Origin of the sequence: Actinoplanes regularis, from assembly GCF_900188005.1 — a bacterium.
GTDB lineage: Bacteria > Actinomycetota > Actinomycetes > Mycobacteriales > Micromonosporaceae > Actinoplanes > Actinoplanes regularis.
The window spans coordinates 127,682-151,199 of the sequence record NZ_FZNR01000010.1 but is presented as its reverse complement, the minus strand read 5'-3'; the positions used below and the strand labels follow the sequence as shown (position 1 = coordinate 151,199).

Below are 23,518 nucleotides of genomic sequence, written 5' to 3'. Positions count from 1 at the left end.
TCACGTGACAATCGAAGACGTACCGACCACCGCGACCTCCCCGACCTGGATCGAGCGCGGCGGCACCCCGGCCGCGCCCGGAAACAGCCGGCTGCGACCGCTGGGCCTGCGCGAGGTGACCCTCCGCGACGGCTTCTGGCGGCAGCGCCAGCAGACCAACCGGGCGAAATCCTTCGCCCACATCGAGTACTGGCTGGAGAAGGCCGGCTGGCTGGGCAACTTCTCCGCGCCGCCGGAGCAACGCCGCGGCCGGGAGTTCTCCGACACCGAGGTCTACAAGTTCCTCGAGGCGCTGGCCTGGGAGTACGGCCGCACCCGCGACCCCGAGCTGGCCCGCCGACACCGGGCGATCGTCGCCCGGGTCATCGTCGCCCAGCAGCCCGACGGCTACCTGAACACCAACTTCGGGCGGCCCGGTCAGCAACCCCGCTACAGCGACCTGGAATGGGGCCACGAGCTCTACTCCTACGGCCACCTCATCCAAGCCGGGGTGGCCGCGGCGCGCACGTTCGGCGAGGACGAACTCGTCGCCGCGGCGGTGCGCGCCGCCGACCACGTCTGCGACGTCTTCGGCCCGGGCGGGATCGTCTCGGTCTGCGGGCACGCCGAGATCGAGCCGGCGCTCGCCGAGCTCTACCGGGTCACCGGCAACCGCCGCTATCTGGAGCAGGCCCGGCTCTTCATCCAGCGGCGCGGGCACCGGACGCTCGCCGACATCGAGTTCGGCCGCGGCTACTTCCAGGACGACGTGCCGGTCCGCGAGGCCGGCTCGCTGCGCGGGCACGCGGTCCGGGCGGTCTACCTGGCCGCGGGCGCCGTCGACGTCGCGGTCGAGACCGGCGACACCGAACTGCTCGGCGCGGTCGCCCGGCAGTGGCGGCACGCCGTCGCCCGGCGCACCTACATCACCGGCGGCATCGGGTCCCGGCATCAGGACGAGGCGTTCGGCGACGACTTCGTGCTGCCGCCGGACCGCGCGTACTCGGAGACCTGCGCCGGCGTCGGCTCGATCATGCTGGCCTGGCGGCTGCTGCTGGCCCAGGGCGACCCGCGCTACGCCGACCTGATCGAACGGGTCCTGTTCAACGTCATCGCCACGTCGCCGGCCGACGACGGCACCCGCTTCTTCTACGCCAACACCCTGCACCAGCGGGTTCTCGGCGCCGAACCGTCCGCCGACACCCAGGTCCCGCGCGCGGCGTCCACCCTGCGCGCCTCCTGGTTCGAGGTCTCCTGCTGCCCGACCAACCTGGCCCGCACCTTCGCGAGCCTCGCCGCCTACGTCGCCACCGCCGACGACGACGGCGTGCAGATCCACCAGTACACCCCGGCCGGCATCGCCACGACGCTGCCCGACGGGCGGGAGATCGGCCTGGAGATCGAGACCCAGTACCCGGCCGACGGCCGGATCACGATCCGGATCACCACCACTCCGGACACGCCGTGGACGCTCTCGCTGCGGGTGCCGGACTGGGCCGCCGGCGCCACCCTGGACGGTCTCGCGATCACCCGGGGTCTCGTGCAGACCCGGCGCCGTTTCACGGCGGGGGAGGCGCTGGTGCTCGAGCTTCCGGTCCGCCCACGATTCGTCGCGGCCGACGATCGGATCGATTCCGTACGAGGTCAGGCCGCTCTCGTCCGCGGCCCGGTCGTCTACTGCCTGGAGTCGGTCGACGTGCCCCGCGGCGTGGACTTCGACGCCCTGCGCCTGGACCCGAACGCCGAGCCGGTCGATCGCGACGGCAGTGTCGTCGCCGCCTTCCGGAGCGTCGACTTCACCCCGCACGACTGGCCCTACCAGCCGCTGGCGGCCGCGGCGGACGCCGGCCCCCCGATGAGGATCCCGCTGCGCCCGTACCACCGCTGGGCCCGCCGCGGTCCGTCCACCATGCGCGTCTGGATGCCCCTGTCGTCCGAAAGATGACCATCAGACCGGATCGACAATCCGGTATCCCGCCGCCGGCTGATCCAGTCCGCGGGTGCCAGGCTCACCGGCCCTGTTCCCGCCTTTGCCGAGGCGGGAACAGGGCAGCGGGTGAACGGCCTGCCCGTCCCGTCCTCGTGGCGGTGCCGTTCGACCTCGGTCTCGTAGGCCCGCTGCTGCCCGGGCCGGCCGGAACGCCCGGTCCGATCTCGGCGGCGTGTGGTCCTCGGCGGGCGGTAGCCCGAAAGTGATCACCCGTTCGACGTGGGTGCTGCCGTGGCCGCAGCTGACCCCCTGGTACTGCTGACCGCCGTGTTCCTGCTGCTGCGCGGGCGCGCCGGGACGAAGCGTGACGGACGTGACGGCGTGTGCGCGGACACGTTCACCCTTTCCGCGGCGCTGGTGATGCTGCACTGGAGGCACACGGCGCTCACGGCGAAGGTGGACCGCGGAATGCAGCAAGAGGATCTGGTCAGGGCGGCCACCGCGGCGGTGGCGTTCGGGGTGATGCTGGCCGGGCACTACATCGGGGACCACTGGGTGCAGACCGATGGGCAGGCGCACGGCAAAGGTCTGGACAACGCCGGCTGCGACCGGTCGGTGGCGCTCTGGCACTGCGCGAAACACGTGGCGTCCTGGACGCTGACGACCAGCGTCTTCCTGCTCGCCGCGGGCTGGTGGCTGCGGCTACCGTTCCAGACGGGGTGGCTGGTGGCCGGCATCACGGTCAACGCGGTCACCCACTTCGTCGCGGACCTGCGGACGCCGCTGATCCGGCTCGGCCGGCTGCTGGGGCGCGGCGGCTATCTCGATCACGTACGGGTGGTGCGGCCGTCCGGGCCGGCGAGCAGCGGGCCGGGGACAGCGCTGTTCGAGCTGGACCAGGCGTGGCACATCGGGTGGCTGGCGGTGTCGGCGCTGCTGATCGCCGGCCCGCCGGCCTGAGGGACACCCGGTATCCTTCGCCCGTGGGACTGCGGTTCGAGACACGCCGTTCCGACTCGCCGTGGGTCGACGCCGTGTGGACGTGCACCAGCGAGCAGGTCACCACGATGACGTCCGTCGCAGGGGCGCGGTGGGGCCTGGTCTTCTGGGAGCAGGCCGGTCAGGCGTACGCGGGAATCACCGGTCCGGAGACCCGGACCGGCACCGCGCCGGTGCCGGAGGGCGCGATCTTCACCGGCATCGAGTTCGCCGTGGGCACATCGTTGCGGACGGTGCCCACGCCGGCGCTGGTCGACGGCGGCATCGAGCTCCCCGACACCACACGCCGGACGTTCCGGCTGGACGGCGCGCGCTGGGCGACGCCCGGGCCCGACGACGCCGAGGCCCTGGTGGAGAGTCTCGTCCGGGCCGGGGTCGTGGTTCGGGACCCGCTCGTCGCCGAGGTGCTGCGGGGTCACCGCCCGGCCGTGTCGGGGCGCACGCTCGAACGCCGGTTCCGTGCCGCGACCGGCCTGACGCGAGGCGCGGTCCGGCAGATCGAGCGGGCCCGTACGGCGGCGGAGTTGCTGGCCGGCGGTGACCCGGCCGTCGACGTCGTCGCCAAGCTCGACTACTTCGACGAGCCGCACCTGGCCCGGGCGCTGCGCACCTACGTCGGACGCACCGTCGGGCAGCTGCGCGACGGTGGCGGCGGCGCGATCGCCCTCGACGTGGGTCAGCGCTCGACGTCGTAGACCAGCTTCAGGATCCCGTTCGAGTAGCTCTCCGACTCCCGCAGCCGCAGCATGTACTTGTCGCGGTCGGCCCGGCCGAACAGGCTCTTTCCCGCGCCGAGCAGCACCGGGAAGACGAGCAGGTGGTAGCGGTCGATCAGGCCCGCGTCCGACAGTCGCCGGGCCAGCTCCGCGCTTCCGTGGATGAAGACGGCACCGCCCTCGCCCTCCTTGAACGCGGCGACATCCTCGGTCGAGCGCAGGATCGTCGTCGGTCCCCAGTCGTCGACGAGGGCTTTGTCGGGCAGCGTCGCCGACACCACGTACTTGGGCAGATCCTTGTAGCCGGCGTGGTCCGCCGAGCCGGGCCAGACCGGGGCGAACGCCTCGTAGCTGCGCCGGCCGAACATCAGCGCGGTCGTGTCGGTGAGCTCCTCGCCCTTCAGCGACCACGCCTCCGGGACGAAGTCGAGGTCCTGGAACACCCAGCCGCCGCTGCGGTGCCCCTCTACCGGCCCGCCGGGGGAGTCGACGACGCCGTCCAGCGACATGAAGCCGGTGTAGACCAGTTCGCGCATTGTGCTGTCTCCTCGTGCTCGGGCAGGTTGCCGGGGTTCACGCTAGATCCCGGCCGCGGCGGCTGTCTTGGACGAAAACGACAGCGATCCCGGATGCGCGGGCGCCCGAGGCCGAGGCGTTGGCGGGAGTCGACCCGGTCCTCGTCATCCACGAGCACTTCGGCCACTTCGAACCCCGAGCGGCTGTGGGGACGTCAGTCCCGCGGTCACGGGCTTCCCCGTACTGGCGGCACAGAGCCCGGCTGGTACCCCCGGTGGTGTCAGCCGCATTTTGGCCACCACGACGCCATGCGGCTTGTCGCGGCCGCTACCTGGGTTGTCGGGCTGGTTCTCGCGGTGGTTTGCGGACGAGCCGAGGCGGTGGCAGAGATCAGAGGACCATGCGGAGTACGGCCGTCAGGCCGATTGCGACGATCACCGTGCGCAGGACGGTGTCGGGCAGGCGGCGGCCGTAACGTGCGGCGATGATTCCGCCCGCGACGGAGCCGATCGCGATCAGGGCAGCCGGTAGCCAGGCGACGACTCCCGCGGCGACGAAGACGAGCGCCGCGACCGTGTTGGCGATGCCGGCGAGAATGTTCTTCAAGCCGTTGACCTGCTGCAGGTTCGGCGAGACCAGGATGCCGAGCAGGCCGAGTAGCAGCACGCCGAGCGCGGCGCCGAAGTACCCGCCGTAGGCGCCCGCCGCGAATACGGCCGTGAACAGGGCGGGGCCGGCTCGGCGAGTGGTGGAGCGGCGGGTTCCGGGGTCGGTCGGTTCGGGCCTGGTCTCGTACGGCGTGCCGGGCTGGCGGGTGGTGGAGCGGCGGGTTCCGGGGTCGGTCGGTTCGGGCGTGGTCTCGTATGGCGTGTCGGGTCGGCGGGTGGTGGAGCGGCGGCGCAGGGACCGGACCAGCCACGGCTGGATGACGATCAGGATCAGGGCCGCGCTGATGAGTACCGGGACGACGGCCCGGAACGTGGCGGCCGGCAGCACCAGCAGCAGGAGCGCTCCCACGATGCCGCCGGCCAGCGCCGACGCGCCGAGTGGCAGCAGCAGGCGGCGGTGGGCGGCCACTTCGGCGCGATATCCGTAGGCGGCCGCGAACGAGCCCGGCACCAGACCGACCGCGTTGGAGGCGTTGGCGACGATCGGTGGATAGCCGAGTGCGAGCAGCACCGGGAAGGTCACGAGGGTTCCGGAGCCGACCAGTGCGTTGATCGCACCGGCCGCCGCGCCCGCCGCCAGGATCTGGACGGCTTCGAACAGATGCATGGGCTTTCGCCTCTCACACGGGACGGTCGCCGCCGCGAGGGGTCGCCGCCGTCCATGGGTTCGTGGTCGAAACGGAGCCTATCGATCTCATGATCTTGCCCGGCCGGCACCCAGGGTCGTGTCTGGCCGGCACCCAGGGTTGTGTCTGGCCGGCACCCAGGGTTGTGTCTGGCCGGCACCCAGGGTCGTGTCTGGCCGGCACCCAGGGTCGTGTCTGGCCGGCACCCAGAGTCGTGTCCGGCGGGCACCCAGGGTCGTGCCCGGGCCAGCACCCGAAGCCGGGCGCGGGCCGGCGCCCGGTCGAGCCGGGGTCGCGCCCCAAACCAGCGCCCGGTCGCGCTGGGTCCCGGCGCGGGCCGGCGTTGCTCCACCGATCGGAACAAAAGCCCCCAGGAGATGGAAACGGCGCGCTGTTTCCCTAAATGGACCGAGGGGTTTATCGCCAGTCGGATCGCGCTATTAAAACGCGAGTCAATTTCGCGTAGAGGTCGGTCGCGTCGTCGACTCGTCGAAGGGGCCGTCCCGGCGTTGTGAGCGCTGAGTAGTTGCCTCATTCTCATCGGTACTGCTTGTCGGTCCACAATGTAAAGGAAAGTTACCGTCAGTAATGGGCGTGAATGAGAATTGATCGACCGGAGTGGTGCTGGACACTGTGGGCTGATCTTGGACGGTCAGCTCCCGTACAGTCCCTCGCGTGTTCGAATTCGAATTCGAGGCCCACGAGCCCGAGCCGCAATCCCACTGGAACCGAGCCCTCAATCTCCTCGGCGTCTGCGCGGCCCTGGTCGTGTTGACTCTGGCCACGATCGCCCTCATCGGCTTCAGCAACCCCTGGGTCGTCGAGGCCCTGCAAAGCTGAGGCGGCGGCGGGGCTACCCGACCTCGGATGAGGCGAGGAGCGCCGCCAGCTCGGCCCACTGGTGGACCTCTATCGCCCAGTGCGGGAGGGCTCCTGTGCTGTCCGGCCCCTCTGTTCCGCCGCGGAACAGGTAACGGTGCTCGACCGTCTCCAGGTGGGCCAGCACGTCCAGGCGGTCGTCGACGAAGTGGGTGACGCCGAGGCGCTGACAGACCGGCGCCTTGTCCCGCCGCTCCCGCACGAAGTGCAGGTGGTCCGAAGGAATGCCGGTGCGGCCGAAGAACTCGTGATGGGCCAGCCAGGCTCGCGTGTTGGCGGCGACCTTCGGGCCGGCCTTGGACACCAGGTGCACCCGCCCGGCGAACGGTTGCTCGGTCAGCGTGGCGAGCGCCTCGAAGACGCCCGTCACCGCCGGCGTCAGCAGCGGACGGGAACCGAAGAAGGAAGTGTCCTCCTCCCGATCGGCCAGCATGACGATCACGCCGCCCACGTCGACTCCCAGCGTCGGCTTCTGTCGCCAGCCCGGCCCCTGATAGGGCGCCCGTGGCTGGACCTTCCGGCGCCCGACCCGCTGCCGTGCCATCGCCGCCTCCATCCGCCGGGACATGACGTCGTTCCGGCCCGAGACTATCGACCTGGGCAAACGGATTACCCGGCCGCCGCCGACGCCCGATCCTCCGTGGCGGCCTGACTGTCGGTCGCGGTCCGTCCGCTTCGGGTTACGAGCGGATGCCTGGGGCCGCGGTGGTTGCTGGGTTCTGCTGGGCGGCCTGACTGGTGGTTGCGGTCCGTTCGGGTCGGGTTACGAGCGGATGCCCGGTGCCGCGGTGGTTGCCGGGTTCTGCTGGGCGGCCTGACCGGCGGTCGCCGTCCGCTCGGTCGCGGCCGGTACGAGGAACGCGGCGATCAGGGGGAACGCGGCCACCACGGCGAAGCTCGGCGCGAAGCTCGCGGCTCCGATCGCCAGGGCGATGGCCGGCGGTGTGGCCGCTGTCAGCACGTTCTGGCCGGTGGTCTGGATGCCGAGGGCCCGGCCGGCCCACGCCGGTCCCGCGTGTTCGGCGACGGCGGTGAAGGACAGGCCGTTGCTGCTCACCGCCAACACCCCCAGGAACAGCAGGACGGGCACCGCCAGGCTCGATCCGGCCGCCGCGGCGGCGGCCAGCACCAGCATCCCCACCCCGGTCGAGACCGCGATGATCCGCATGGGCTTCAGCCGGCTGCCGGTGCGATCCGACCAGTAGCCCACCCCGAGGCGGCTGAGGGCGCCGCACACCTGCGCGCCGGCCAGCAGATGGCCGGCGTCGAGGGCGGTCCAGCCACGGGCGTCGGTGAGGAAGACGAGCGCGAACGTGGTGATCGTGGACTGGGGGATCACCAGGAGTGCGCTGGCCGCGTGCACCCGCCACAGGTGCGGAGTGCGGTAGGGCGAGGTCGAGGGCGGCTCCTGCTCCGCCGGCCCCGGGTCGGTGGTGGACGGCTGCGGAGCCGGATCGCGGACGAACACGCACGACGCCGTCGCCGCGGCGAGGAACAGCCCCGCGAGGAACAGCAGCGGCCGGTCGGTGCCGCCGACGGCGAGAGCGGGCAGCGTGGCCGCGGCCAGCGCGAGCCCCATCGGCCCGGCGCTCTGCCTGATGCCCATCGCGAGGGCGCGCTCGTGCCGCGCGAACCATCGCAGGATCATCCGGCCGCTCGCCAGCACCGAGGCGCCGGCCGCGCCGGAGAGCGCCAGGCACACGGCCAGGCCCACCGTGCCGTGCACCCACCGGGTGGCGATCAGGACGAGTCCGGCCAGCCCGAGGCCGGTGGTGAGCACGACGCGCTCGCCCCACCGGTCTGCGGCGGCGCCCCAGGCGATGAGGGTGAGCATCACGCCGACGGTGGGGGAGGCGACCAGGACGCCGGTCTGCTCCAGGGAGAGTCCCTCGTCGCGGAACGCTGGAATGAGGTAGGCGAGACCGTACTGGGACGTGCTGCCGGCGGTCATCGCCAGCGTGCCGACGACCAGGATCAGCCAGCGCATACGCTCACTTCGCAACTGCGGGCCCGTCCAATCTCGATGTGCCGATCGTGGGTACCACCGCCGCGACGACCGCGACCGCGGCGCAGGCGGCCGTCGTCGCGGCGAGGGCGGTCCAGGGCAGGACGATCGCCACCCATACCGACAGGCTCGCCAGGGCGCCCCAGACAGCGAGCAGATTGAATACTGTCACGATCATGCCAAGGGCCGCGCCGACCACCACGACGGCCAGCGCTTCGGCGACCACCAGCCGCAGCACCTGGCGTCCCGTCGCCCCGGCCAGCCGGAGCACGGCGAGGTCCCGGGTCCGGTCCGACACGGCCATCATCATCGTGTTCGCGACGGCGATCGCGGTGTAGACCAGCGCGATGCCCAGCACCACGATTAATCCCACCCGGGTCTGGCGGCCGCCGGTGGGCAGTCGCTCCGCCAGCCACTGATCGCGGGTCTGCACCCGCGCTCCGGAGGGCCGCAGCAGAGCGCGGACCGCGGCCTCTCCCGCGCGGGTGTCCGCACCGGGCAGCCACGACACCTCGAGGCGATCCGGCCGGGCCCCGCCGGCGTTGCGCCTGGTCACGTAGACACTGTTGTCGCCGGTGCCGGTGGCCAGCACGGCCACGACGCGCAGCGAGCGTGCGGTTCCGTCGCCGAGCCACACCTCGACCCTCGTGCCCACCGTGTGCCCGGCCCACTCCTCGGTGACGACGATGCCGTCGTCGTCGAGGTCGTCCAGGCTGCCCGCCCTGACCGGCAGCCGGCGCAGGGCGGGCAGCGTCCCGGGATCGACGGCCTCGGCCTGCGCCCGGATCAGGGCGACGCCCTCTTCGAGGGTGTAGACGGTCGTGGCGGAACTGGTCATCACCTGCGCGCCGGGGACGGACCGGACCGCGGCCACGCCGCTGTCGTCGAGCGCGAGACCGGTCCCGTCGGCCCGCACGATCAGGTCCGCGGCCGTCTGCGAACGGAGCTCCGCCGCCTTGGCCTCGTGGATCGTCGCCGTCGTGCCGAGCAGGGAACCGGCGAGCCCGACGGTCACCAGGACCGGTGCCGCGACGGCGGCGGCGCGCCGGACTCCCGCGCTCGCGTTCTCTCGGACGAGCATGCCGGTGGCGCCCGCCAGCTGTGCCGGCAGCCAGGTGATCAGGCGGGTCAGCGGGCCGACCAGGATCGGAGCGAGCAGCGCGACCGCGGTGATCAGGAGCATCGGCTGGGTGGTGTAGGTCTTGCGGTGCAGCGCGTCACCGGGATCGCTCAGCAGGCGCCAGACGGACATGCCCAGACCGGTCGCGAGCAGCCCGGCGCCGAAGATCCATCGGCCGGGCGTCATGACCGTGGTGTCGACGGCGGCCTCGCGCAGCGCTTCGACCGGGCGAATCCGTCCCGCCCGGACCGTCGCGGCGGTCACCCCGGACAGCGCGATCACCAAGCCGGTCCAGAACGCCACCTGGTACGGCCACCACTGATCGCCGATGGCGAAGCCGCCGGGAGCCAGCCCCTCGTCGACCAGCAGCCGGGCCAGCCAGGGCGCCCCACGGGCACCGAGCGCGCACCCGGTCGCCGACGCCAGGACGCCGGCCACGGCGGCCTCCGCGAACACCGTCGCGCGGATCTGCCGTGGCGTCGCGCCCGCGGTGCGCAGCAGGCCGATCTCGCGGCGCCGCTGGGCGATGGCGAACGCGAACGTGGACGCGACCACGAACCCGGACACGAAGACGGCGATCCCGCCGGCGGTGCCGACCAGAGCGTTCACCGCGACCAGGGCGTCCCGTGCGCGGTCGGGCTCCGCGTCGGCACGCCGCCGGTCGTCGCCGGTGAGCACCCGGACCTCGGGTGAAGCGCCGACGACCGCCCGCACGGCCTCCGGCGCGGCTCCCACGACCAGGTTGTCGATCCGCGGTGCGATCGCGGCGGCCGTGTCGTCGGTGAAGAACACGGCACGCTCGTAGCCGACCGGTGCCAGCACCCCGGCCACCGTGTAGCTGCTCCGGCCGGCCGGCGTGCGCGCCTCCACGATCCGGCCGAGCAGGGCCGGATCGGCGGCGACCGCGATCTCGGCCGGTGACCGCGGCTCGTGACCGGCGACGATGCGATGGCCACCGAAACCGGCGACGGACCAGGGATGCCCGACCAGGTCGCCGGTCCCGGTGTGCACCGGGAAGGACCGGTCGGCGACGACCGGCCCGATCCGTGCCAGCGCCGTGGCGGCCCCGGCCGGGACCGCACGCGGCCGGGCCAGCGGCTGGACGCGGTCCCCGATCCGGGACGGCACGCGCAGCTCGTCGGCGCCGCGGACCACGACGGGCGCGCCGGCGAGCCGCTCGGGTCGCTGCCGCGGGGTGTCGAGAGTGGCGGCCAGCGTCAGTCCCGTCGTGGCGGTCAGGGCGACGCCGAGGGCGAGGGCGATGAAGGTGCCGGCCAGGGTCAACCATCGGGCCCGCAGGCAGCTGAGCGTGACGGTCAGCATGGTGTCGCCGCCATCCGGGTCATCCGGGCGGCGACGGCCTCAGCGGACGGGGCGTCGAGGGCGCCGTCGAGGCGTCCGTCGGCGAGGAACACGACCCGGTCGGCGTGCGCGGCCGCGACCGGGTCGTGCGTGACCATCACGATGGTCTGCCCCTCGTCGTCGGCCATCCCGCGCAACATCCGCAGCACGTCACGGCTGGTCGCCGAGTCGAGCGCGCCGGTCGGCTCGTCGCCGAAGAGCACGTCGGGGCGGGTGATCAAGGCGCGGGCGATCGCGACCCGCTGTTGCTGACCGCCGGACAGCTCGCTCGGGCGGTGCCGGGCCCGGTCCGTCAGGCCGACCCGGGCCAGCGCGTCGTGCACCGCCGCCCGGGACGGCCGGCGGCCCGCCAGCCGCAGCGGCAGCGCCACGTTCTGCTCGGCGGTCAGGGTGGGCAGCAGGTTGAACGCCTGGAAGACGAAGCCGATCCGGTCGCGCCGCAGCCGGGTCAGCCTGTTCTCGGTGAGCCCGGTCAGCTCGGTGCCGCCGAGCAACACCGAGCCGGAGGTCGGCCGGTCGAGGCCGGCGGCGCACTGGAGCAGCGTCGACTTGCCGGATCCGGAGGGCCCCATCACGGCGGTGAAGGTGCCCGCGGCGAAGGCGAGGGAGAGCTCGTGCAGGGCGGTCACCGCCGTGTCGCCGGTCCCGAAGGTCCGGACGACACGATCCAGCCGAATCGCGTCACGGTTCATGCGTCAACCCTGTCGAGCGGCAAAGCCGATCACAGCCCCACGGGATGGCGTCTTTCCGGTAGTGCCAGCACTACCGCTCGGGGTAACTCCAGCTGGGTGGAGACGGCCCCGGCCGGCCATTACGGTGATCCGGGTGTACGCGCAGAATCTCCGGCAGGCCCTGGTCCGGCCCCGTTTCCTCGGCTCCTGGTGGCCGCCCCGGGCAGCCGTCTACCTGCTGGCGAACGGCGTCACCGGCCTGCTGGCGCTGCTCGCCGTACTGCCGCTGTTCGTCGTGGGTGTTCTGCTCTCGGTGCTGGTGGTGGGCATCCCGCTGCTGGCGGGCCTGGCCCTGATCGGGGTTCCGGCGGCCGGGCTCGAGCGCTGGTTCCTGCGGCTGATCGACGGCCGGCCGTTGCGGCACGGGCACCGCGTCCCGCCGCGTCCCGGCCTGACCTCCTGGCTGCGCACCCGGTACACCGAGCCCAGCACCTGGCAGGAGCTCGGCTTCGCGGCGTTGCTGATGCTAGTGCTCTGGCCGGTCGACCTGTTCGCGGTGACGCTCGGCGTGACAGTGCCGGTGGCGTTGCTCGCCACCCCCGTGCTGTTCGGCACGCTCGGCGACGCCGAGCAGGTGAACGTGTTGAAGGCGTATGTCGTGACCTCGTGGCCGCAAGCGTTCACGGCGTCCGCGGCCGGCCTGGTCGCCCTGGTGGTCTGCGCCTACGGGATCGGCCTGCTGGCGGCGGCCCGCGGAGCGCTGTCCCGGGCGATCCTGAGCCCGCCCGGAGGCTGGCTGGATCAGCAGGTCGTCGAGCTGGCCCGCTCCCGGGTGCGCCTGGTCGACGCCTTCGAGGCCGAGCGCGGCCGGATCGAGCGGGACCTGCACGACGGCGCGCAACAGCGCCTGGTGGCGCTCACGATGATGCTAGGCCTCGCCCGGCTGGACACCCCGGCCGGTCCGCTCGCCGACCAGTTGTCGCGCGCGCACGACGAGGCCGGCCTGGCGCTGGTGCAACTGCGGGAGCTGATCCGGGGCATCCATCCGCCGCTGCTCACCGACTTCGGGCTGGAGGCGGCGGTCACCGATCTGGCCACCCGGTCCGCGGTGCGGATCGATGTCGGCTTCGCCGTCACTCAGCGGTTTCCCCGGTCGGTGGAGTCGGCGGCGTTCTTCGTGGTCTCCGAGGCGCTCGCCAACCTGGCGAAGCATGCGGGCGCCGACCGGGGCGAGATCACCGGTGGCTACTCCGGCGGCAACCTGACGATCGAAGTCTCCGACAACGGCCGCGGCGGCGCCGACATCGGGGCCGGCACCGGCTTGATCGGCCTCGCCGATCGGGTCTCCGTGGTCGGTGGCAGACTGTCACTGTCCAGCCCGGTCGGCGGCCCCACCCGTCTCGTTGTGGAGATTCCTTGTCAGGCCCTTCCGGATTGCGAATAGTCCTCGCCGAGGACAGCGTCCTGCTCCGCGACGGCCTGGTCGGCCTGCTGGGCCGATTCGGTCACCGGGTGGTCGCCGCCGTGTCCGACCGCGACGGTCTTCAGCAGGCGGTCGCCGAACACGATCCCGACGTGGTGGTGACCGATGTGCGGATGCCACCCGGCTTCCAGGACGAAGGGCTCCGAGCGGCGCTGGAGCTGCGCCGGGAGCGCCCGCGGCTGCCGATCCTCGTCCTCAGCCAGTACGTCGAGACGAGGTATGCCACCGAGTTGCTGAACGTCGGCGACGGCACGCACGTCGGCTACCTCCTGAAGGACCGGATCGGCCACGTCAACGAGTTCATCGACGCTCTGCGGCGGGTGGCGGAGGGCGGCACGGTCGTCGACCCCGAGGTGGTGCGGCAGATGCTCCGCCGGCACCGCGACCCTCTCGACGCGCTGACCGCCCGCGAGCGTGAGGTGCTGGCTCTCGTGGCGGAAGGCCGGTCGAACCTGGCCATCGCCACCGCCCTGAACGTCGCGGAGGCCTCGGTCGCCAAGCACATCCGGAACATCCTGAGCAAACTCGGGCTCCCACCGGCCGAGGAGACCCACCGTCGAGTGCTCGCCGTCCTGACCTTCCTCCGCTCGTAACGTGCCGCCCCGCCGGGGTATCGGCTGGTCCGCACGCTGTTGCCGGGCCGGTGACGCGACCGTGCGGCCCAGCTGGTCGGTGTGTGGGGGCCAGCTGTGCGGGGCGGTCGTGGCATCATCGCCGGATGATCGAGTCGGTGGCCGTCGTGCACGACATGGTGTCCCGGATGGAGCCCGTCGACGGACTGGAGGCGGAGCATCGCGCGCTCGTCCTCGGCTGGCTGACCGGCACCGACGACGTGTTCCGCCGGGTGCCGCCCGCCGAGCCGCCACAGCATCTGGTGTCGTACGTGGTGCCGGTCGCCGCCGACGGCCGGGTCCTGCTCGTCGACCACGTCAAGGCCGGCCTGTGGCTGCCACCCGGCGGCCACGTCGAGCCCGGTGAGAACCCCGTCCTGACCGCGCGTCGCGAACTGGCGGAGGAGCTGGGGCTGGACGGCGCGACGCTCCGCGAGACACCGGTCCTCCTCACCGTCACCGGTACGGTCGGGACCGTCCAGCGCCACACCGACGTCAGCTTGTGGTTCGTCCTCCCGTGCACCGGCGACGAGGACCTGAACCCGGACGCGGGGGAGTTCCACGCTGTCCGCTGGTGGTCGAGGGCCGAGCTGGCCGCCGGCCCGTCCCGTCTCGACCCGCACTTCTTCCGCTTCCTGGCCGCCCTGCAGCGGCTTTCACCAGGCCCACGCCTCCGGGGCGGGCCCGCCGTTGCCGATCGGCGGGAAGATCTCGTCGAGCCTCGCCAGGACCTCGGGTGACAGCGGGTCCGCCAGCGCGCTCAGGGGCAGGTCCAGCTGTGCGGGGGTGCGCGGGCCCAGTACCGGGGCGGTGACCTCGGGCCGCGACAGCAGCCAGCCGATCGCCACCGTGGTCGGCTCCCGGCCCGCTTCGTCGCAGAGCTCCTCGAATCGCCGCAGGGCCGCGCGGTGCGGCTCGACGCGGTCCGGGGCGTGCAGGACGGTGCGGCCGGGCGTACCGTCGCGCTGTTTGCGCAGGGCCCCGGAGAGGGCACCGAAGTGCAGCGGCGAGTAGGGCAGGACGCCGATGCCCAGCGCGGCCGCCGCGGGCAGCACCTCGAGCTCGGCGTGCCGGGTGAGCAGGTTGTATTTGCACTGTTCGGAGACGACGCCGAGGAAGTGGCGGCGGTCGGCGACGGCTTGGGCGCGGGCCAGGTGCCAACCGGCGAAGTTGGACGATCCGACGTACTGGATCTTGCCTTGGGCGGTCAGGGTCTCCATCGCCTGCCAGATCTCCTCCCACGGCGTCGCCCGGTCGATGTGGTGCATCTGGAACAGGTCGATCCGGTCGGTGCGCAGCCGGCGCAGCGACGCCTCGCACGAGGCGATGAGGTTGCGGGCGCAGAGGCCGCGGTCGTTCGGGTCGTCGGACATCGGCGCGTAGACCTTCGTCGCCAGGACGGTCCGGTCGCGGTTGCCGGACTTCTCCAGCCAGCCGCCGATGATCCGCTCGCTGAGGCCGTCACCGTCCTCGCGGCCGTACATGTTCGCGGTGTCGACGAAGTTGAGGCCCTGGTCGAAGGCGTGGTCGAGGACCGCGTGGGCCTCCTGCTCGCCGATCTGCCAGCCGAAGTTCATGGTGCCGAGGCAGAGGCGGCTGACGGTCAGGCCGGTCCGGCCGAGACGGGTGTATTCCATGGGCGGGGACGGTAGGCGGGGGAGGGCGCCGGCCCGCAGTCGTTCGACCGTGGTCGAATGGTCGCGTGATCGCGTGGGAGTTCGGGGCCGCCGACCTGGCCGGGTTGCGGTTCGCGCATTCGCCGATGGCGGAGCTGGTGGCGAGCGTGTTCGCGCTGCGTGCGGGGCCGGCGCCGTGGATCCGGCCGGGCTGGAGGGCCCGGGTCTCGACGGCTCTCGGCGGCTGGCCGACGTTGCGGGCGGTGCTGTTCGGACCGCGCGGGTATGCGCCGGACTTCCTCACGCCGGTGCCGTCCGTTGCCCGGCCGCGCCTGGCCGACGAACTGGCCGTGCTCGCCGCGACGCCCGCGGACCGGGTCGCGGAGCAGGTCCGCGCCGGCTGGGGTGCGGTGGCGCCGGCGGAGGTCGAGCGGTTCGTCACGGACCCGCGGGGTGCCCTGGCCGCGCTGATCACGGAGATCCGGGCGTATCACCAGGTGGCGATCGTGCCGCTGTGGCCGCGGCTGCGGGCGGTGGCGGACGCGGAGATCGCCGCCCGGGTGCGGGCCGCCGCCGAGCGCAGCCCGCGGGCACTGCTCGACGGGCTGCATCCACGGCTGGACTGGGACGGCTCGGCGCTGCTGTTGAAATATCCCGACAAGACAGACGAGTGGCCCGGCGAGGGGCAGGATCTGACGCTGCTGCCGACCGGCTTCGCCGGGCCTCAGGTGTACGCCCTGACCGGCTCGCCGACGGGGCGCTCGCTCTGGTACGCGCCCCGGGGATACGGCAACATCTGGGACGCCGAGCGGGAGCCGGACGCCGCGCTGTCGGCGCTGCTCGGCCCGACCCGGGCGGCCGTGCTCACGCTGCTCGCCGCCCCGGCCAGCACGGGCGACATCGCCGACCGGCTCGGCCTGGCCGCGGCCACCGCGTCCCACCACCTGACCACGCTGCGCGACACCGGCCTGGTCGCCGCCGAACGCTCCGGCCGCCGGCTGCTCTACCAGCGCACCCACCTGGGCGACCAGCTAACCGGCTGAGGACGGAACCATACTCGTCCCGGCGGTGTCGATCAGGCAGAAACCCACGGGAGGAGACGGCGTATGTCCGCCACACCGCGCGATGAGCCCATCGAACTGGGCGAGGTCGGCACACCACCCGACCGGCGACGGGGGATCACGATCGGACGTCGCCGGGTGGGTGGCGTCCTCGTCGCGGCGGTATTGCTGGCGGCGCTCGGCGTCACGGTCACCCGCGCGGTGGCCGGTGGGGAAGCCGGCCAGGGCACGGGCGCGGTGCCCGCGGACATGCGGAGCCCCGACAACGCCCCTACCGCAGCCGCCACCGGTGAGTTGAACGGGGCGCGGTTCGACGCCTTGTTCGTCCAGTTCGTCGATCGGGATCACGGGTTCGCGCTCACCGCGACGTGCGCCGACGACAAGCAGCCCTGCGCGTACGGGCTCGCCGTCAGCACCGACGGCGGTCGCTCCTACCAGCACCGGACGCTCCCCTTGGCGAAGGTTCGGCAGCTCGAGGGCTACAGCGCCGAGCTGCACGCCGTGACCGCCGGAACCGTCGTGATCGAGGACCGCGGGAAGTGGTGGGTGAGCCTCGACGCCGGTCGCACCTGGCGCTCGGCACCGGACTCCGCGGCGCGCAACGCCGCGGGGATCCCGGCGGCCGGGCGCCTGCACACGCGTTGCGCCGACGCGAACTGTGACACCCGCGAACTCGTGGTGATCGACCCGGAGACCGGCTTGCGCTCGGCGGTCCCCGACGTGCCGCTGGAGCGGGTCCAGGGCACGTCGGAATCGACCGTCGCCGCGGACGGCACTCGGTGGATCTCCGGCACGACCCGGGGCGGCGATCCGGCCCTGGCCATCACGCGCGACGGCGGCCGTACCTGGTCGGTGTCGCGATTCCCCGAACCGGACAAGCTGCTGTTCGGTCCCCGGATGGTGGTGGGGCCCGGGAAGTTGCGGTACGCGATCTTCACCGTCCAGCGCGAGCACGTCAAGAACGGCTTCGGGCCCATGTACGGCAGCACGGACGCGGGCCGGACGTGGACCCGGATCCGGGACGGCGAGGGACAGCCCGCCTCGGTCCTGGGCGCGATCGTCCGGCCGGACGGTCGGCTGGTGATCTGCACGGAGCTCGACGGCCCGATGATCAGCCCCGATGGGGGCCGCACCTTCCGGAAGGCGGAGACCGGGACCGGTCTTGCCTACTTCGTCGAACGCGGCGGGATGATCACGGCCATGGGGATGGACGGGACCTATCGCACGTCGCTGGACGGCGGAGTGACGTGGGCGCCGGTTTCGGTGCCGGCGCCGTAGGTCAGATCTTCGCGGGGCGGGTGGACGGGGCGAAGCGGAACTGGATCGCCTCCATCAGGGGACGGCGCTTGGTGTTGTGGAAGGCCGCGATCCGCCAGCCGTCGGCCTCGCGTACCAGCGTGTAGGTCTGGACCTTGGACAGGGCGGGGCGGCGGCCCTTGACGGTGTCCCCACGGCCGATCACGACCGCGGTGTCCGGGCCGAGGAACGTCACCCGCACGGTCTCCGACTCCATCCGGGTGCCCTTGGTGAAGGCCTTGAAGAGCGCGCGGTGGCTCTCGGTGATGTCGGCGCGGCCCTGGTAGGCGGTGCCGACGAAGGTGACGTAGCTGGCGTCGGCGGTGAAGCAGCGGCCGTACGAGTCGGCGTCGGCGGCGTCCCAGGCGCGGGCGACCGCGGCCAGCACGTCGTCGATGGCCCGCAGGTCGGCGGTGCGGTCGGGTCCGGTCACGGCTTCCTCCTAGCATGGTGACAGGAGCGCAGAATCTGCATGGATGCAATATCTGCGCGCATGCAGATATTAACCCAGAGGGAGCCATGGCCGACGTCCCACCCCCCGAGCTGCCCGCCGGGGCGCACGAGACCTTCCGCCGCTATCTGGACGCGGTCACCGTGCACACGCAGGCCGCCGCGGACGCGGCGCGCATGCACCCGACCGACTGGGCCGCGCTGAGCGCGCTGAATCTCGCCGGGCGGCTGACCTCGGGCGAGCTGGCCGAGCGCACCGGGCTGACCTCCGGCGCCACCACCCGGCTCATCGACCGGTTGGAGCGTGCCGGGCACGTACGACGGGTGCCCGATCCCGCCGACCGGCGGCGGGTCGTGGTCGAGCCGCAACCGAAGCTGGACGTGGCGCCCATCGTCACTCCCGGCCGGCAGCGGGTCGGCGAGGTGTTCCAGCGTTACCGGCCCGAGGAACTGGCGGTGCTGTTCGACTACTTCGGCCGCGCCGCCGACGCGTTCCTGGCCGCCGCCCACGACCTCCGTGCCCGCCCCGCGTCCCCTGAGGAGACGGCTCAGTCCACCCGGGACCAGAGGTCGTAGGGGGTGCGGCCGGGGCGGAAGCCGTAGGCGTCGGCCATCGCGGCGGCCTCGCGGAACCCGTGGGCGACCAGCTCCGGCCGGTGGGCGTCGCTGCCGAAGCTCACGGCCGGGCCGCCCTCCTCGTGCCACCAGGCCAGGATCGTCGGGTCGAGCGGGATCCGGGTGTTGATCTCCAGGGCGCGACCGGACTCGGCGGTGGCGCGCAGGGCGTACCGGAACTCGTCCTCGAACGACGCCGGGTCGAACGGCCCGGACCGGTCGGCGGGCCAGAACCGCAGCGGATAGTCGATGTGCGCCAGGACGGCGAACGGGTCGTCGCCGGCGACCATCCGCGGGATCTCGGCGAGGTACTCGCGGACCAGGCCGGCGGGGTCACGGTGCGGGAAGAGCGCCCACGGCTCGGCGTGGCCGTCGCCGTCGGGCAGGCAGTGCAGCGAGCCGAGGACCCGGTCGAAGGCGCCGCCGGCGAGGATCTTCGCGATCTGCTCGCGGTACCAGTGCGGTTCGCCGATCTCCAGGCCGGTGAGGATGCGCAGCCCGGGGAAGCGCTCGCGGCAGTGCTCGATCGCGGCGAGATAGCCGGCGGCGTCGAACGCCGGTGGGTGCAGCAGACCGTCCGGGTCGGCCGCGGCGGTCAGTTCGCTGCTCGCGTACGGACCGGTGGCGGGCACCCGCCAGCTGGTGTGGTCGACGTGCTCGGTGAACGCGATCACCGGCAGCCCGATCTCGACGGCGCGCTCGCAGGAGCCCGCCATCGAGCCGGTCAGGGTGTCCCACGACCACTCGCTGTGCACGTGACTGTCCGCGGGCAGGTTGGTCATGGTCGACACGCTATCCGGCTGCGGGCCTCGCCCTCCGGCGAGGGCCCGACGAGGTCAGCGGTCCCGCATCAGACGTCCCGAGCAGCGCGGTGCAGAGCCGCTCGGCCGCGTCCGGGTCCGACACCGAGTGCGGCACGGTCTTGATCCCCTGAGTCATGCGCCCTCCTTCAGCTCGCCCGATGCGTTCAGCCCCGCAAGCCGGACCTGCGGGATACCTCCGTGCCGACTACGGAACCGGCCACGGACCGCGGCACCGACCGCCACCCCGAGACCCACCGTGACCAGCCCGGACAGCAGCAGCGTGGTCCGGCCGCCGAGCACCGCGACCAGCGGCCCGCCCAGCAGCGTGCCCAGCGACGTGGCCGGAACGGTCAGGGCCGCCCGCGCCGCCAGGACCCGGCTGATCGACGCCGGCGGCGTCCCGCGCTGGAACAGCGCCGTGGAGATCGCCGTGAACGGCCCGTAGATCAGCCCGCCGACGGCGAGCCCGGCCATGCCCGGCCACACCGCGTCGGTCAACCCGAGCGGCATCAGCGCCGCACCCCAGCCGACGATGATCGCGACGACCACGAACGTGGGCGGGAACCGGGACAGCCGCCCGGCACCGAGCGCCCCGACGGTGGCGCCGGCCCCGAACACGGTCCAGTAGAGGCCGAGCAGGCCGGCCGAGCCGTTCAGGTCCTCGGCGACGTGCACCGGCAGGGCCACCTCGACCGGGCCGTACAGGAAGAAGAAGACCATGGTGACCACGAGCAGGCCGAGCAGCCGGGGCCGCTCCCGCACGGTCTGCCAGGCGCCGGTCGCCGGCTCGGCCGGAGGCGCGACCCGCCGGGCGGACACCGACCAGGCGGCCACGGCCAGGGCGGCGAAGCTGGCGGCGTCCGCGCCGATCACCCAGCCCGGACCGGCCAAGCCGGTCAGCGCGCCGGCGATCGCCGGGCCGATGACGATCGACGCCTGGGTGAACGTCGACAGCAGGGCGTTGCCGGCCACTCGCTGCTCGTCCGGCAGAAGCTCCGCGACCAGCGTGTACGCCCCGGCGCTGCCCCATGCGTGCAGCAGTGACGAGACGGCCAGCAGGACGACGTACAGCACGGGGTGCAGCGACCCGGTGACTGCGAGCGCCGCCACGGCACCCAGCGCCACCGCCCGTAGCGTCGCGTCGGCGGCGACCAGCCGCGCGGCCCGCAGGCCACGGACGAACCGCGACAGCACGGCGGCGCCGATCGAGGCCGGCAACGCGTACGCGGCGACCGCCAGCCCGGTCCACATCCCGGCCTGCCCGGGCGGGGCGATCCGCACCGCCAGCCACGCGACCGCGACCAGGCTCATCCCGTCACCGAGCGCCGATATCAGCAGGCCCGGCATCACCGGGTGTTTCAGCAGTTCACGCATGCCTTGATCGTCGGGTCCGACGGGGGACGGCCGCATCCGTGCCGGCCACGGATAATGTCGCCATGACGACCGCGGAAGTCTCGGCCCGGGAAGCCGAGGTGCTCACCCTGGTGGGACGGCACCTCAGTAACGCGGAGATCGCCGCGGCGCTGTTCATCTCGGTGCGCACTGTGGAGAGTCACGTCTCAGCGCTGCTGCGCAAACTGGACCTGCCGGATCGTCGTGCCCTGGCCCGCAGACGGACACCGGAGGCCGGCCGGTCCCCGCTGCCGGCACCGATCACGTCCTTCGTCGGCCGCGCCCGGGAAAGCGCCGAACTGGGCGCCCTGCTCGCGGCGAACCGGCAGGTCACCGCGGTCGGCCCGGGCGGGGTCGGCAAGACCCGCCTGGCCCTGGCCGTGGCCGGTGCGACCGCCCGTGACCACGCCGACGGGGTCTGGTTCGTCGACCTGGTGCCGGTCACCGAACCCGGCCCGGGCGCCGTCGCGGCCGCGGTCGCCGCCGCGATGGGTCTCGGTGAAGAGCTCGGCCGGGCCATGGACGAGTCCGTGGTCGACGCGCTGGCCGACCGGGACCTGCTGCTCGTGCTGGACAACTGCGAGCAGGTCCGGGACGGCGTGGCCCGGTTCCTGGAGAAACTGCTCACCACCTGCCCGCGGGTGACCGTCCTGGCCACCAGCCGGGCCCGGCTGATGGTCCCGTTCGAACGTGTCTACCCGGTCCCGCCGCTCTCCCTGGACGGTGGCGGGGAGTCGGACGCGGTCGCGCTCTTCATGGATCGTGCCGCCGCGAGTTGGCCACCCGAACACGGCCTGCGCGACTCGGTCGCCGAGTTCTGCCGACGCCTCGACGGCATGGCTCTGGCCATCGAGATCGCCGCGGCCCGCTGGCCGGTCCTGGGCTTGGACGGGCTGACCGCCGGCCTGGCGGACCCGCTGCGGATGCTGGAGGGCGGCTCCCGCACCGACGAACGGCACCGTTCGGTCCGGGCCGCCCTCGACTGGAGCCACGCCCTGCTGGCCCCCGCCGACCAGGCGCTGCTGCGCCGGCTGTCGGTGTTCGTGTCGCCGTTCAGCCTGCGAACGGCCGCTCAGGTGGCCGGGGCCACCGCGGACGGGCTGGCCCGGCTCGCCGAGCAGAGCCTGCTCGCCGTCGAGCCCTCGCCGGCCGGTACCGAGTTCCGGCTCCTGGAGACCATCCGGCAGTACGGGGTCGAGCAGCTGACCGCCGCCGGCGAGCTCGACGATGCCCGGGGGAGGCATCTGCGCTGGTGTCAGGCCCAGGCCGAGGAGCTCGTACGGACCGGTCCGGACTGGCGGATCCGGTTCGACGCTGTCGGGGACGACCTGCGCGCGGCCCAGGCCTGGGCCGGCGACTTCGGCCTGGCGAAGCGTCTGGCCGAGCTGACGTTCGCCCGGAGGCTGGCCTCCGAGTCCCAGATCCGATTCGAGACGGCGGCCGGTCTCGCCCCCAGCCCGGGCCTGGCGGCGGAGATGTTCCGGCAGGCCGCGGCCGTCGCCGGGTGCCGGATCCGCGGCGACGACATGTACCGGTATCTGATCGCGGCCGCCGAGACGACCGAGGACAGCGCGGACGCGGCCAGGGATCTGGCGACCGCGGCAACCAACGCGTACCGGTTCTGGAGCAAGTTCGAGCGGCTCCCGGCCCGGGAGGAGGCGCTCGCCCTGGTCGATCGGGCTCGGGAACTCGCCGGAGACGACCCGGCCGCGCGGGCCGCGGTGGCGCTGGCCGAGGCCGGGGTGCTGTCGGACGCCTTCGGGGCGTTACAGGGCCCGGCCGGGAACACCGTGCCGGAGACCGTCGCCCGCGCGGAACGGGCCGTCGACCTCGCCCACCGCCTCGGTGATCCGCTCGCGGAATCCGCGGCCCTCGACGCGCTGACCGGGGCGCAGAGCTGGGCGGGCGACACGTTCGCCACCGCGGATACCGCGCGGCGGCGGCTCATCCTGCTGGCGCCGCTGCCGGAGACCCCGGCCACGGTCCACGAGCGCCTGGACGCCCTGGGCATAGCGATCGAGAGCGCGCTCGGCGCCGGGGACCTGCCGGGCGCGCGGCGTGCCGGGCGGGAACTCGCCGAGCATCCGCTGCTGGCCGAGGTCGGGCACCGGGCGACCTGCTGGCTGCTGGTCACCGAGGCGCTGGCCGGGAACTTCGACGAGGTGCTGACCATCAGCGACCGGTTCCACCAGGCGTGGCGGCGGGCCGGACGGCCGGCCCAGTCGGCGCTGGCCCCGGCGGCGGCCGCGATCGCGATGGTCCACGGCCTGCGGGGCGACACCGTCGCACGGGGGGAGTGGCTGGCGGTCCTGGAGCGGCTCGGCGTCTCCCCGGGGCACACCTATGGATTCGGGGCGGTCTTCGACACGATCCTGCTGCTCGATCAGGACCGCCCGGCCGAGGCCGCGGAACGTACCGCCCCGGAGCCGGATGAGGTGTGGAAGTGGGTCACCTGGGTCTGGTTGCACTGGTACGTGGCGCTCCGCGCCGAGGCGGCGGCGCTGTCCGGGCATCCCGGGGCCGCCGCCCGGATCGCCGCGGCGGCGGGGATCGTGGCGGGGAACCCGGTCGCCGCGGCCATCGTGGAGCGTGCCGACGCGTTGCTCGCCTCCGACCGGAAGCGCGTAGCGGCGACAGCGACCTTGTTCGAGGCAGCCGGCTGCCCCTACCAGGCGGAACGAAGCGGGCGGCTGGCCTCCTCGGAGCGCTGAGCGCTGGTC

Annotated in this window: 22 protein-coding genes; 11 read left to right on the top strand and 11 right to left on the bottom strand. The window is 73.0% G+C overall.

Annotated features, from left to right (window positions below):
* The first annotated feature begins 4 nt into the window (after window positions 1-4).
* From CHC09_RS25435 to CHC09_RS25425, 3 genes are all read left to right on the top strand, one after another.
* Window positions 5-1,924: a glycoside hydrolase family 127 protein gene (locus tag CHC09_RS25435; RefSeq protein WP_239138504.1), complete on the top strand. Its 1,920-nt coding sequence runs from the start codon at window positions 5-7 to the stop codon at window positions 1,922-1,924.
* Between the two features lie 276 nt (window positions 1,925-2,200).
* Window positions 2,201-2,869 (top strand): DUF3307 domain-containing protein, encoded by a 669-nt coding sequence (locus tag CHC09_RS25430; RefSeq protein WP_089295702.1) that lies wholly within the window; start codon window positions 2,201-2,203, stop codon window positions 2,867-2,869.
* A gap of 23 nt (window positions 2,870-2,892) precedes the next feature.
* Complete coding sequence (locus CHC09_RS25425) at window positions 2,893-3,603, top strand: helix-turn-helix domain-containing protein (protein ID WP_089295701.1); 711 nt, start codon at window positions 2,893-2,895, stop codon at window positions 3,601-3,603.
* On the opposite strand, the gene CHC09_RS25420 is transcribed toward CHC09_RS25425, so the two are convergent.
* Both CHC09_RS25420 and CHC09_RS25415 read right to left on the bottom strand, forming a co-directional pair.
* The gene (locus tag CHC09_RS25420) at window positions 3,585-4,160 is read right to left on the bottom strand and encodes a dihydrofolate reductase family protein (protein WP_089295700.1); all 576 of its coding nucleotides are present in this window, start codon (window positions 4,158-4,160) and stop codon (window positions 3,585-3,587) included. The genes CHC09_RS25425 and CHC09_RS25420 overlap by 19 nt on opposite strands.
* Before the next feature lie 370 nt (window positions 4,161-4,530).
* The gene (locus CHC09_RS25415) at window positions 4,531-5,415 is read right to left on the bottom strand and encodes a sulfite exporter TauE/SafE family protein (RefSeq protein ID WP_089295699.1); all 885 of its coding nucleotides are present in this window, start codon (window positions 5,413-5,415) and stop codon (window positions 4,531-4,533) included.
* A 694-nt stretch (window positions 5,416-6,109) separates the two neighbouring features.
* Here CHC09_RS25415 and CHC09_RS46580 point away from each other — a divergent pair.
* The gene (locus CHC09_RS46580; RefSeq protein WP_179277278.1) at window positions 6,110-6,274 is read left to right on the top strand and encodes a hypothetical protein; all 165 of its coding nucleotides are present in this window, start codon (window positions 6,110-6,112) and stop codon (window positions 6,272-6,274) included.
* A gap of 13 nt (window positions 6,275-6,287) precedes the next feature.
* Here CHC09_RS46580 and CHC09_RS25410 read toward each other — a convergent pair whose 3' ends face one another.
* The 4 genes from CHC09_RS25410 to CHC09_RS25395 all read right to left on the bottom strand — a co-directional run bounded on the left by CHC09_RS25410 (window position 6,288) and on the right by CHC09_RS25395 (window position 11,492).
* The gene (locus tag CHC09_RS25410) at window positions 6,288-6,857 is read right to left on the bottom strand and encodes a hypothetical protein (protein WP_203833203.1); all 570 of its coding nucleotides are present in this window, start codon (window positions 6,855-6,857) and stop codon (window positions 6,288-6,290) included.
* A gap of 219 nt (window positions 6,858-7,076) precedes the next feature.
* Window positions 7,077-8,300 carry an MFS transporter gene (locus tag CHC09_RS25405; RefSeq protein WP_203833204.1) on the bottom strand — a complete coding sequence of 408 codons (1,224 nt, stop codon included), beginning with the start codon at window positions 8,298-8,300 and terminating at the stop codon, window positions 7,077-7,079.
* Window positions 8,301-8,304: 4 nt separating this feature from the next.
* A complete protein-coding gene (locus CHC09_RS25400; protein ID WP_089295698.1) occupies window positions 8,305-10,761 on the bottom strand; it encodes an ABC transporter permease in 2,457 nt (818 codons plus the stop codon).
* Window positions 10,755-11,492: an ABC transporter ATP-binding protein gene (locus CHC09_RS25395; protein ID WP_089295697.1), complete on the bottom strand. Its 738-nt coding sequence runs from the start codon at window positions 11,490-11,492 to the stop codon at window positions 10,755-10,757. The genes CHC09_RS25400 and CHC09_RS25395 overlap by 7 nt, the downstream gene beginning before the upstream one ends.
* A gap of 133 nt (window positions 11,493-11,625) precedes the next feature.
* Between CHC09_RS25395 and CHC09_RS25390 the strand changes: the two genes are divergently transcribed.
* The 3 genes from CHC09_RS25390 to CHC09_RS25380 all read left to right on the top strand — a co-directional run bounded on the left by CHC09_RS25390 (window position 11,626) and on the right by CHC09_RS25380 (window position 14,305).
* Window positions 11,626-12,915 carry a sensor histidine kinase gene (locus tag CHC09_RS25390; protein ID WP_203833205.1) on the top strand — a complete coding sequence of 430 codons (1,290 nt, stop codon included), beginning with the start codon at window positions 11,626-11,628 and terminating at the stop codon, window positions 12,913-12,915.
* Window positions 12,888-13,547, top strand: a complete 660-nt coding sequence (locus CHC09_RS25385; RefSeq protein ID WP_089295696.1) for a response regulator — start codon at window positions 12,888-12,890, stop codon at window positions 13,545-13,547. Before CHC09_RS25390 ends, CHC09_RS25385 begins: the two co-directional genes overlap by 28 nt.
* Window positions 13,548-13,672: 125 nt before the next feature.
* Window positions 13,673-14,305 carry an NUDIX domain-containing protein gene (locus CHC09_RS25380; protein WP_089295695.1) on the top strand — a complete coding sequence of 211 codons (633 nt, stop codon included), beginning with the start codon at window positions 13,673-13,675 and terminating at the stop codon, window positions 14,303-14,305.
* Here the strand turns inward: CHC09_RS25380 and CHC09_RS25375 are convergent.
* Complete coding sequence (locus tag CHC09_RS25375; RefSeq protein ID WP_089295694.1) at window positions 14,222-15,202, bottom strand: aldo/keto reductase; 981 nt, start codon at window positions 15,200-15,202, stop codon at window positions 14,222-14,224. The two genes, CHC09_RS25380 and CHC09_RS25375, sit on opposite strands and share 84 nt — an antisense overlap.
* Before the next feature lie 65 nt (window positions 15,203-15,267).
* Between CHC09_RS25375 and CHC09_RS25370 the strand changes: the two genes are divergently transcribed.
* Together CHC09_RS25370 and CHC09_RS25365 are read left to right on the top strand one after the other, a co-directional pair.
* Entirely contained in the window at window positions 15,268-16,224 is a 957-nt protein-coding gene (locus CHC09_RS25370; RefSeq protein WP_089295693.1) for an ArsR/SmtB family transcription factor, read from the top strand.
* A 63-nt stretch (window positions 16,225-16,287) separates the two neighbouring features.
* Entirely contained in the window at window positions 16,288-17,520 is a 1,233-nt protein-coding gene (locus CHC09_RS25365) for a WD40/YVTN/BNR-like repeat-containing protein (RefSeq protein WP_089295692.1), read from the top strand.
* 1 nt (window position 17,521) lies between these two features.
* Here the strand turns inward: CHC09_RS25365 and CHC09_RS25360 are convergent, their stop codons facing one another.
* Entirely contained in the window at window positions 17,522-17,971 is a 450-nt protein-coding gene (locus CHC09_RS25360) for an SgcJ/EcaC family oxidoreductase (protein ID WP_089295691.1), read from the bottom strand.
* An 86-nt stretch (window positions 17,972-18,057) separates the two neighbouring features.
* On the opposite strand from CHC09_RS25360, the gene CHC09_RS25355 reads away from it, so the two are divergent.
* Entirely contained in the window at window positions 18,058-18,564 is a 507-nt protein-coding gene (locus CHC09_RS25355; RefSeq protein ID WP_089295690.1) for a MarR family winged helix-turn-helix transcriptional regulator, read from the top strand.
* Here CHC09_RS25355 and CHC09_RS25350 read toward each other — a convergent pair.
* Genes CHC09_RS25350 through CHC09_RS25345 form a run of 3 tightly spaced genes read right to left on the bottom strand, consistent with a single transcriptional unit; the run spans window position 18,537 to window position 20,780 of the window.
* Window positions 18,537-19,385 carry a PHP domain-containing protein gene (locus tag CHC09_RS25350; protein ID WP_089295689.1) on the bottom strand — a complete coding sequence of 283 codons (849 nt, stop codon included), beginning with the start codon at window positions 19,383-19,385 and terminating at the stop codon, window positions 18,537-18,539. The two genes, CHC09_RS25355 and CHC09_RS25350, sit on opposite strands and share 28 nt — an antisense overlap.
* Before the next feature lie 10 nt (window positions 19,386-19,395).
* Window positions 19,396-19,542, bottom strand: a complete 147-nt coding sequence (locus tag CHC09_RS46575; RefSeq protein WP_179277276.1) for a hypothetical protein — start codon at window positions 19,540-19,542, stop codon at window positions 19,396-19,398.
* Window positions 19,539-20,780 carry an MFS transporter gene (locus CHC09_RS25345; RefSeq protein WP_239138505.1) on the bottom strand — a complete coding sequence of 414 codons (1,242 nt, stop codon included), beginning with the start codon at window positions 20,778-20,780 and terminating at the stop codon, window positions 19,539-19,541. Before CHC09_RS25345 ends, CHC09_RS46575 begins: the two co-directional genes overlap by 4 nt.
* Before the next feature lie 62 nt (window positions 20,781-20,842).
* Between CHC09_RS25345 and CHC09_RS25340 the strand changes: the two genes are divergently transcribed.
* Window positions 20,843-23,509, top strand: coding sequence for an ATP-binding protein (locus tag CHC09_RS25340; protein ID WP_089295687.1), 2,667 nt, complete (start codon window positions 20,843-20,845; stop codon window positions 23,507-23,509).
* The last annotated feature ends 9 nt before the right edge of the window (window positions 23,510-23,518 follow it).

Excerpts from the sequence above, each read along its gene's own strand:
- CHC09_RS25420 (WP_089295700.1), bottom strand. The coding sequence starts at position 4,160 with ATGCGCGAACTGGTCTACACCGGCTTCATGTCGCTGGACGGCGTCGTC.
- CHC09_RS25415 (WP_089295699.1), bottom strand. The coding sequence starts at position 5,415 with ATGCATCTGTTCGAAGCCGTCCAGATCCTGGCGGCGGGCGCGGCGGCC.
- CHC09_RS25410 (WP_203833203.1), bottom strand. The coding sequence starts at position 6,857 with ATGGCACGGCAGCGGGTCGGGCGCCGGAAGGTCCAGCCACGGGCGCCC.
- CHC09_RS25405 (WP_203833204.1), bottom strand. The coding sequence starts at position 8,300 with ATGCGCTGGCTGATCCTGGTCGTCGGCACGCTGGCGATGACCGCCGGC.
- CHC09_RS25400 (WP_089295698.1), bottom strand. The coding sequence starts at position 10,761 with ATGCTGACCGTCACGCTCAGCTGCCTGCGGGCCCGATGGTTGACCCTG.
- CHC09_RS25395 (WP_089295697.1), bottom strand. The coding sequence starts at position 11,492 with ATGAACCGTGACGCGATTCGGCTGGATCGTGTCGTCCGGACCTTCGGG.
- CHC09_RS25380 (WP_089295695.1), top strand. The coding sequence starts at position 13,673 with ATGATCGAGTCGGTGGCCGTCGTGCACGACATGGTGTCCCGGATGGAG.
- CHC09_RS25375 (WP_089295694.1), bottom strand. The coding sequence starts at position 15,202 with ATGGAATACACCCGTCTCGGCCGGACCGGCCTGACCGTCAGCCGCCTC.
- CHC09_RS25365 (WP_089295692.1), top strand. The coding sequence starts at position 16,288 with ATGTCCGCCACACCGCGCGATGAGCCCATCGAACTGGGCGAGGTCGGC.
- CHC09_RS25355 (WP_089295690.1), top strand. The coding sequence starts at position 18,058 with ATGGCCGACGTCCCACCCCCCGAGCTGCCCGCCGGGGCGCACGAGACC.
- CHC09_RS25350 (WP_089295689.1), bottom strand. The coding sequence starts at position 19,385 with ATGACCAACCTGCCCGCGGACAGTCACGTGCACAGCGAGTGGTCGTGG.
- CHC09_RS46575 (WP_179277276.1), bottom strand. The coding sequence starts at position 19,542 with ATGACTCAGGGGATCAAGACCGTGCCGCACTCGGTGTCGGACCCGGAC.
- CHC09_RS25345 (WP_239138505.1), bottom strand. The coding sequence starts at position 20,780 with ATGCGTGAACTGCTGAAACACCCGGTGATGCCGGGCCTGCTGATATCG.
- CHC09_RS25340 (WP_089295687.1), top strand. The coding sequence starts at position 20,843 with ATGACGACCGCGGAAGTCTCGGCCCGGGAAGCCGAGGTGCTCACCCTG.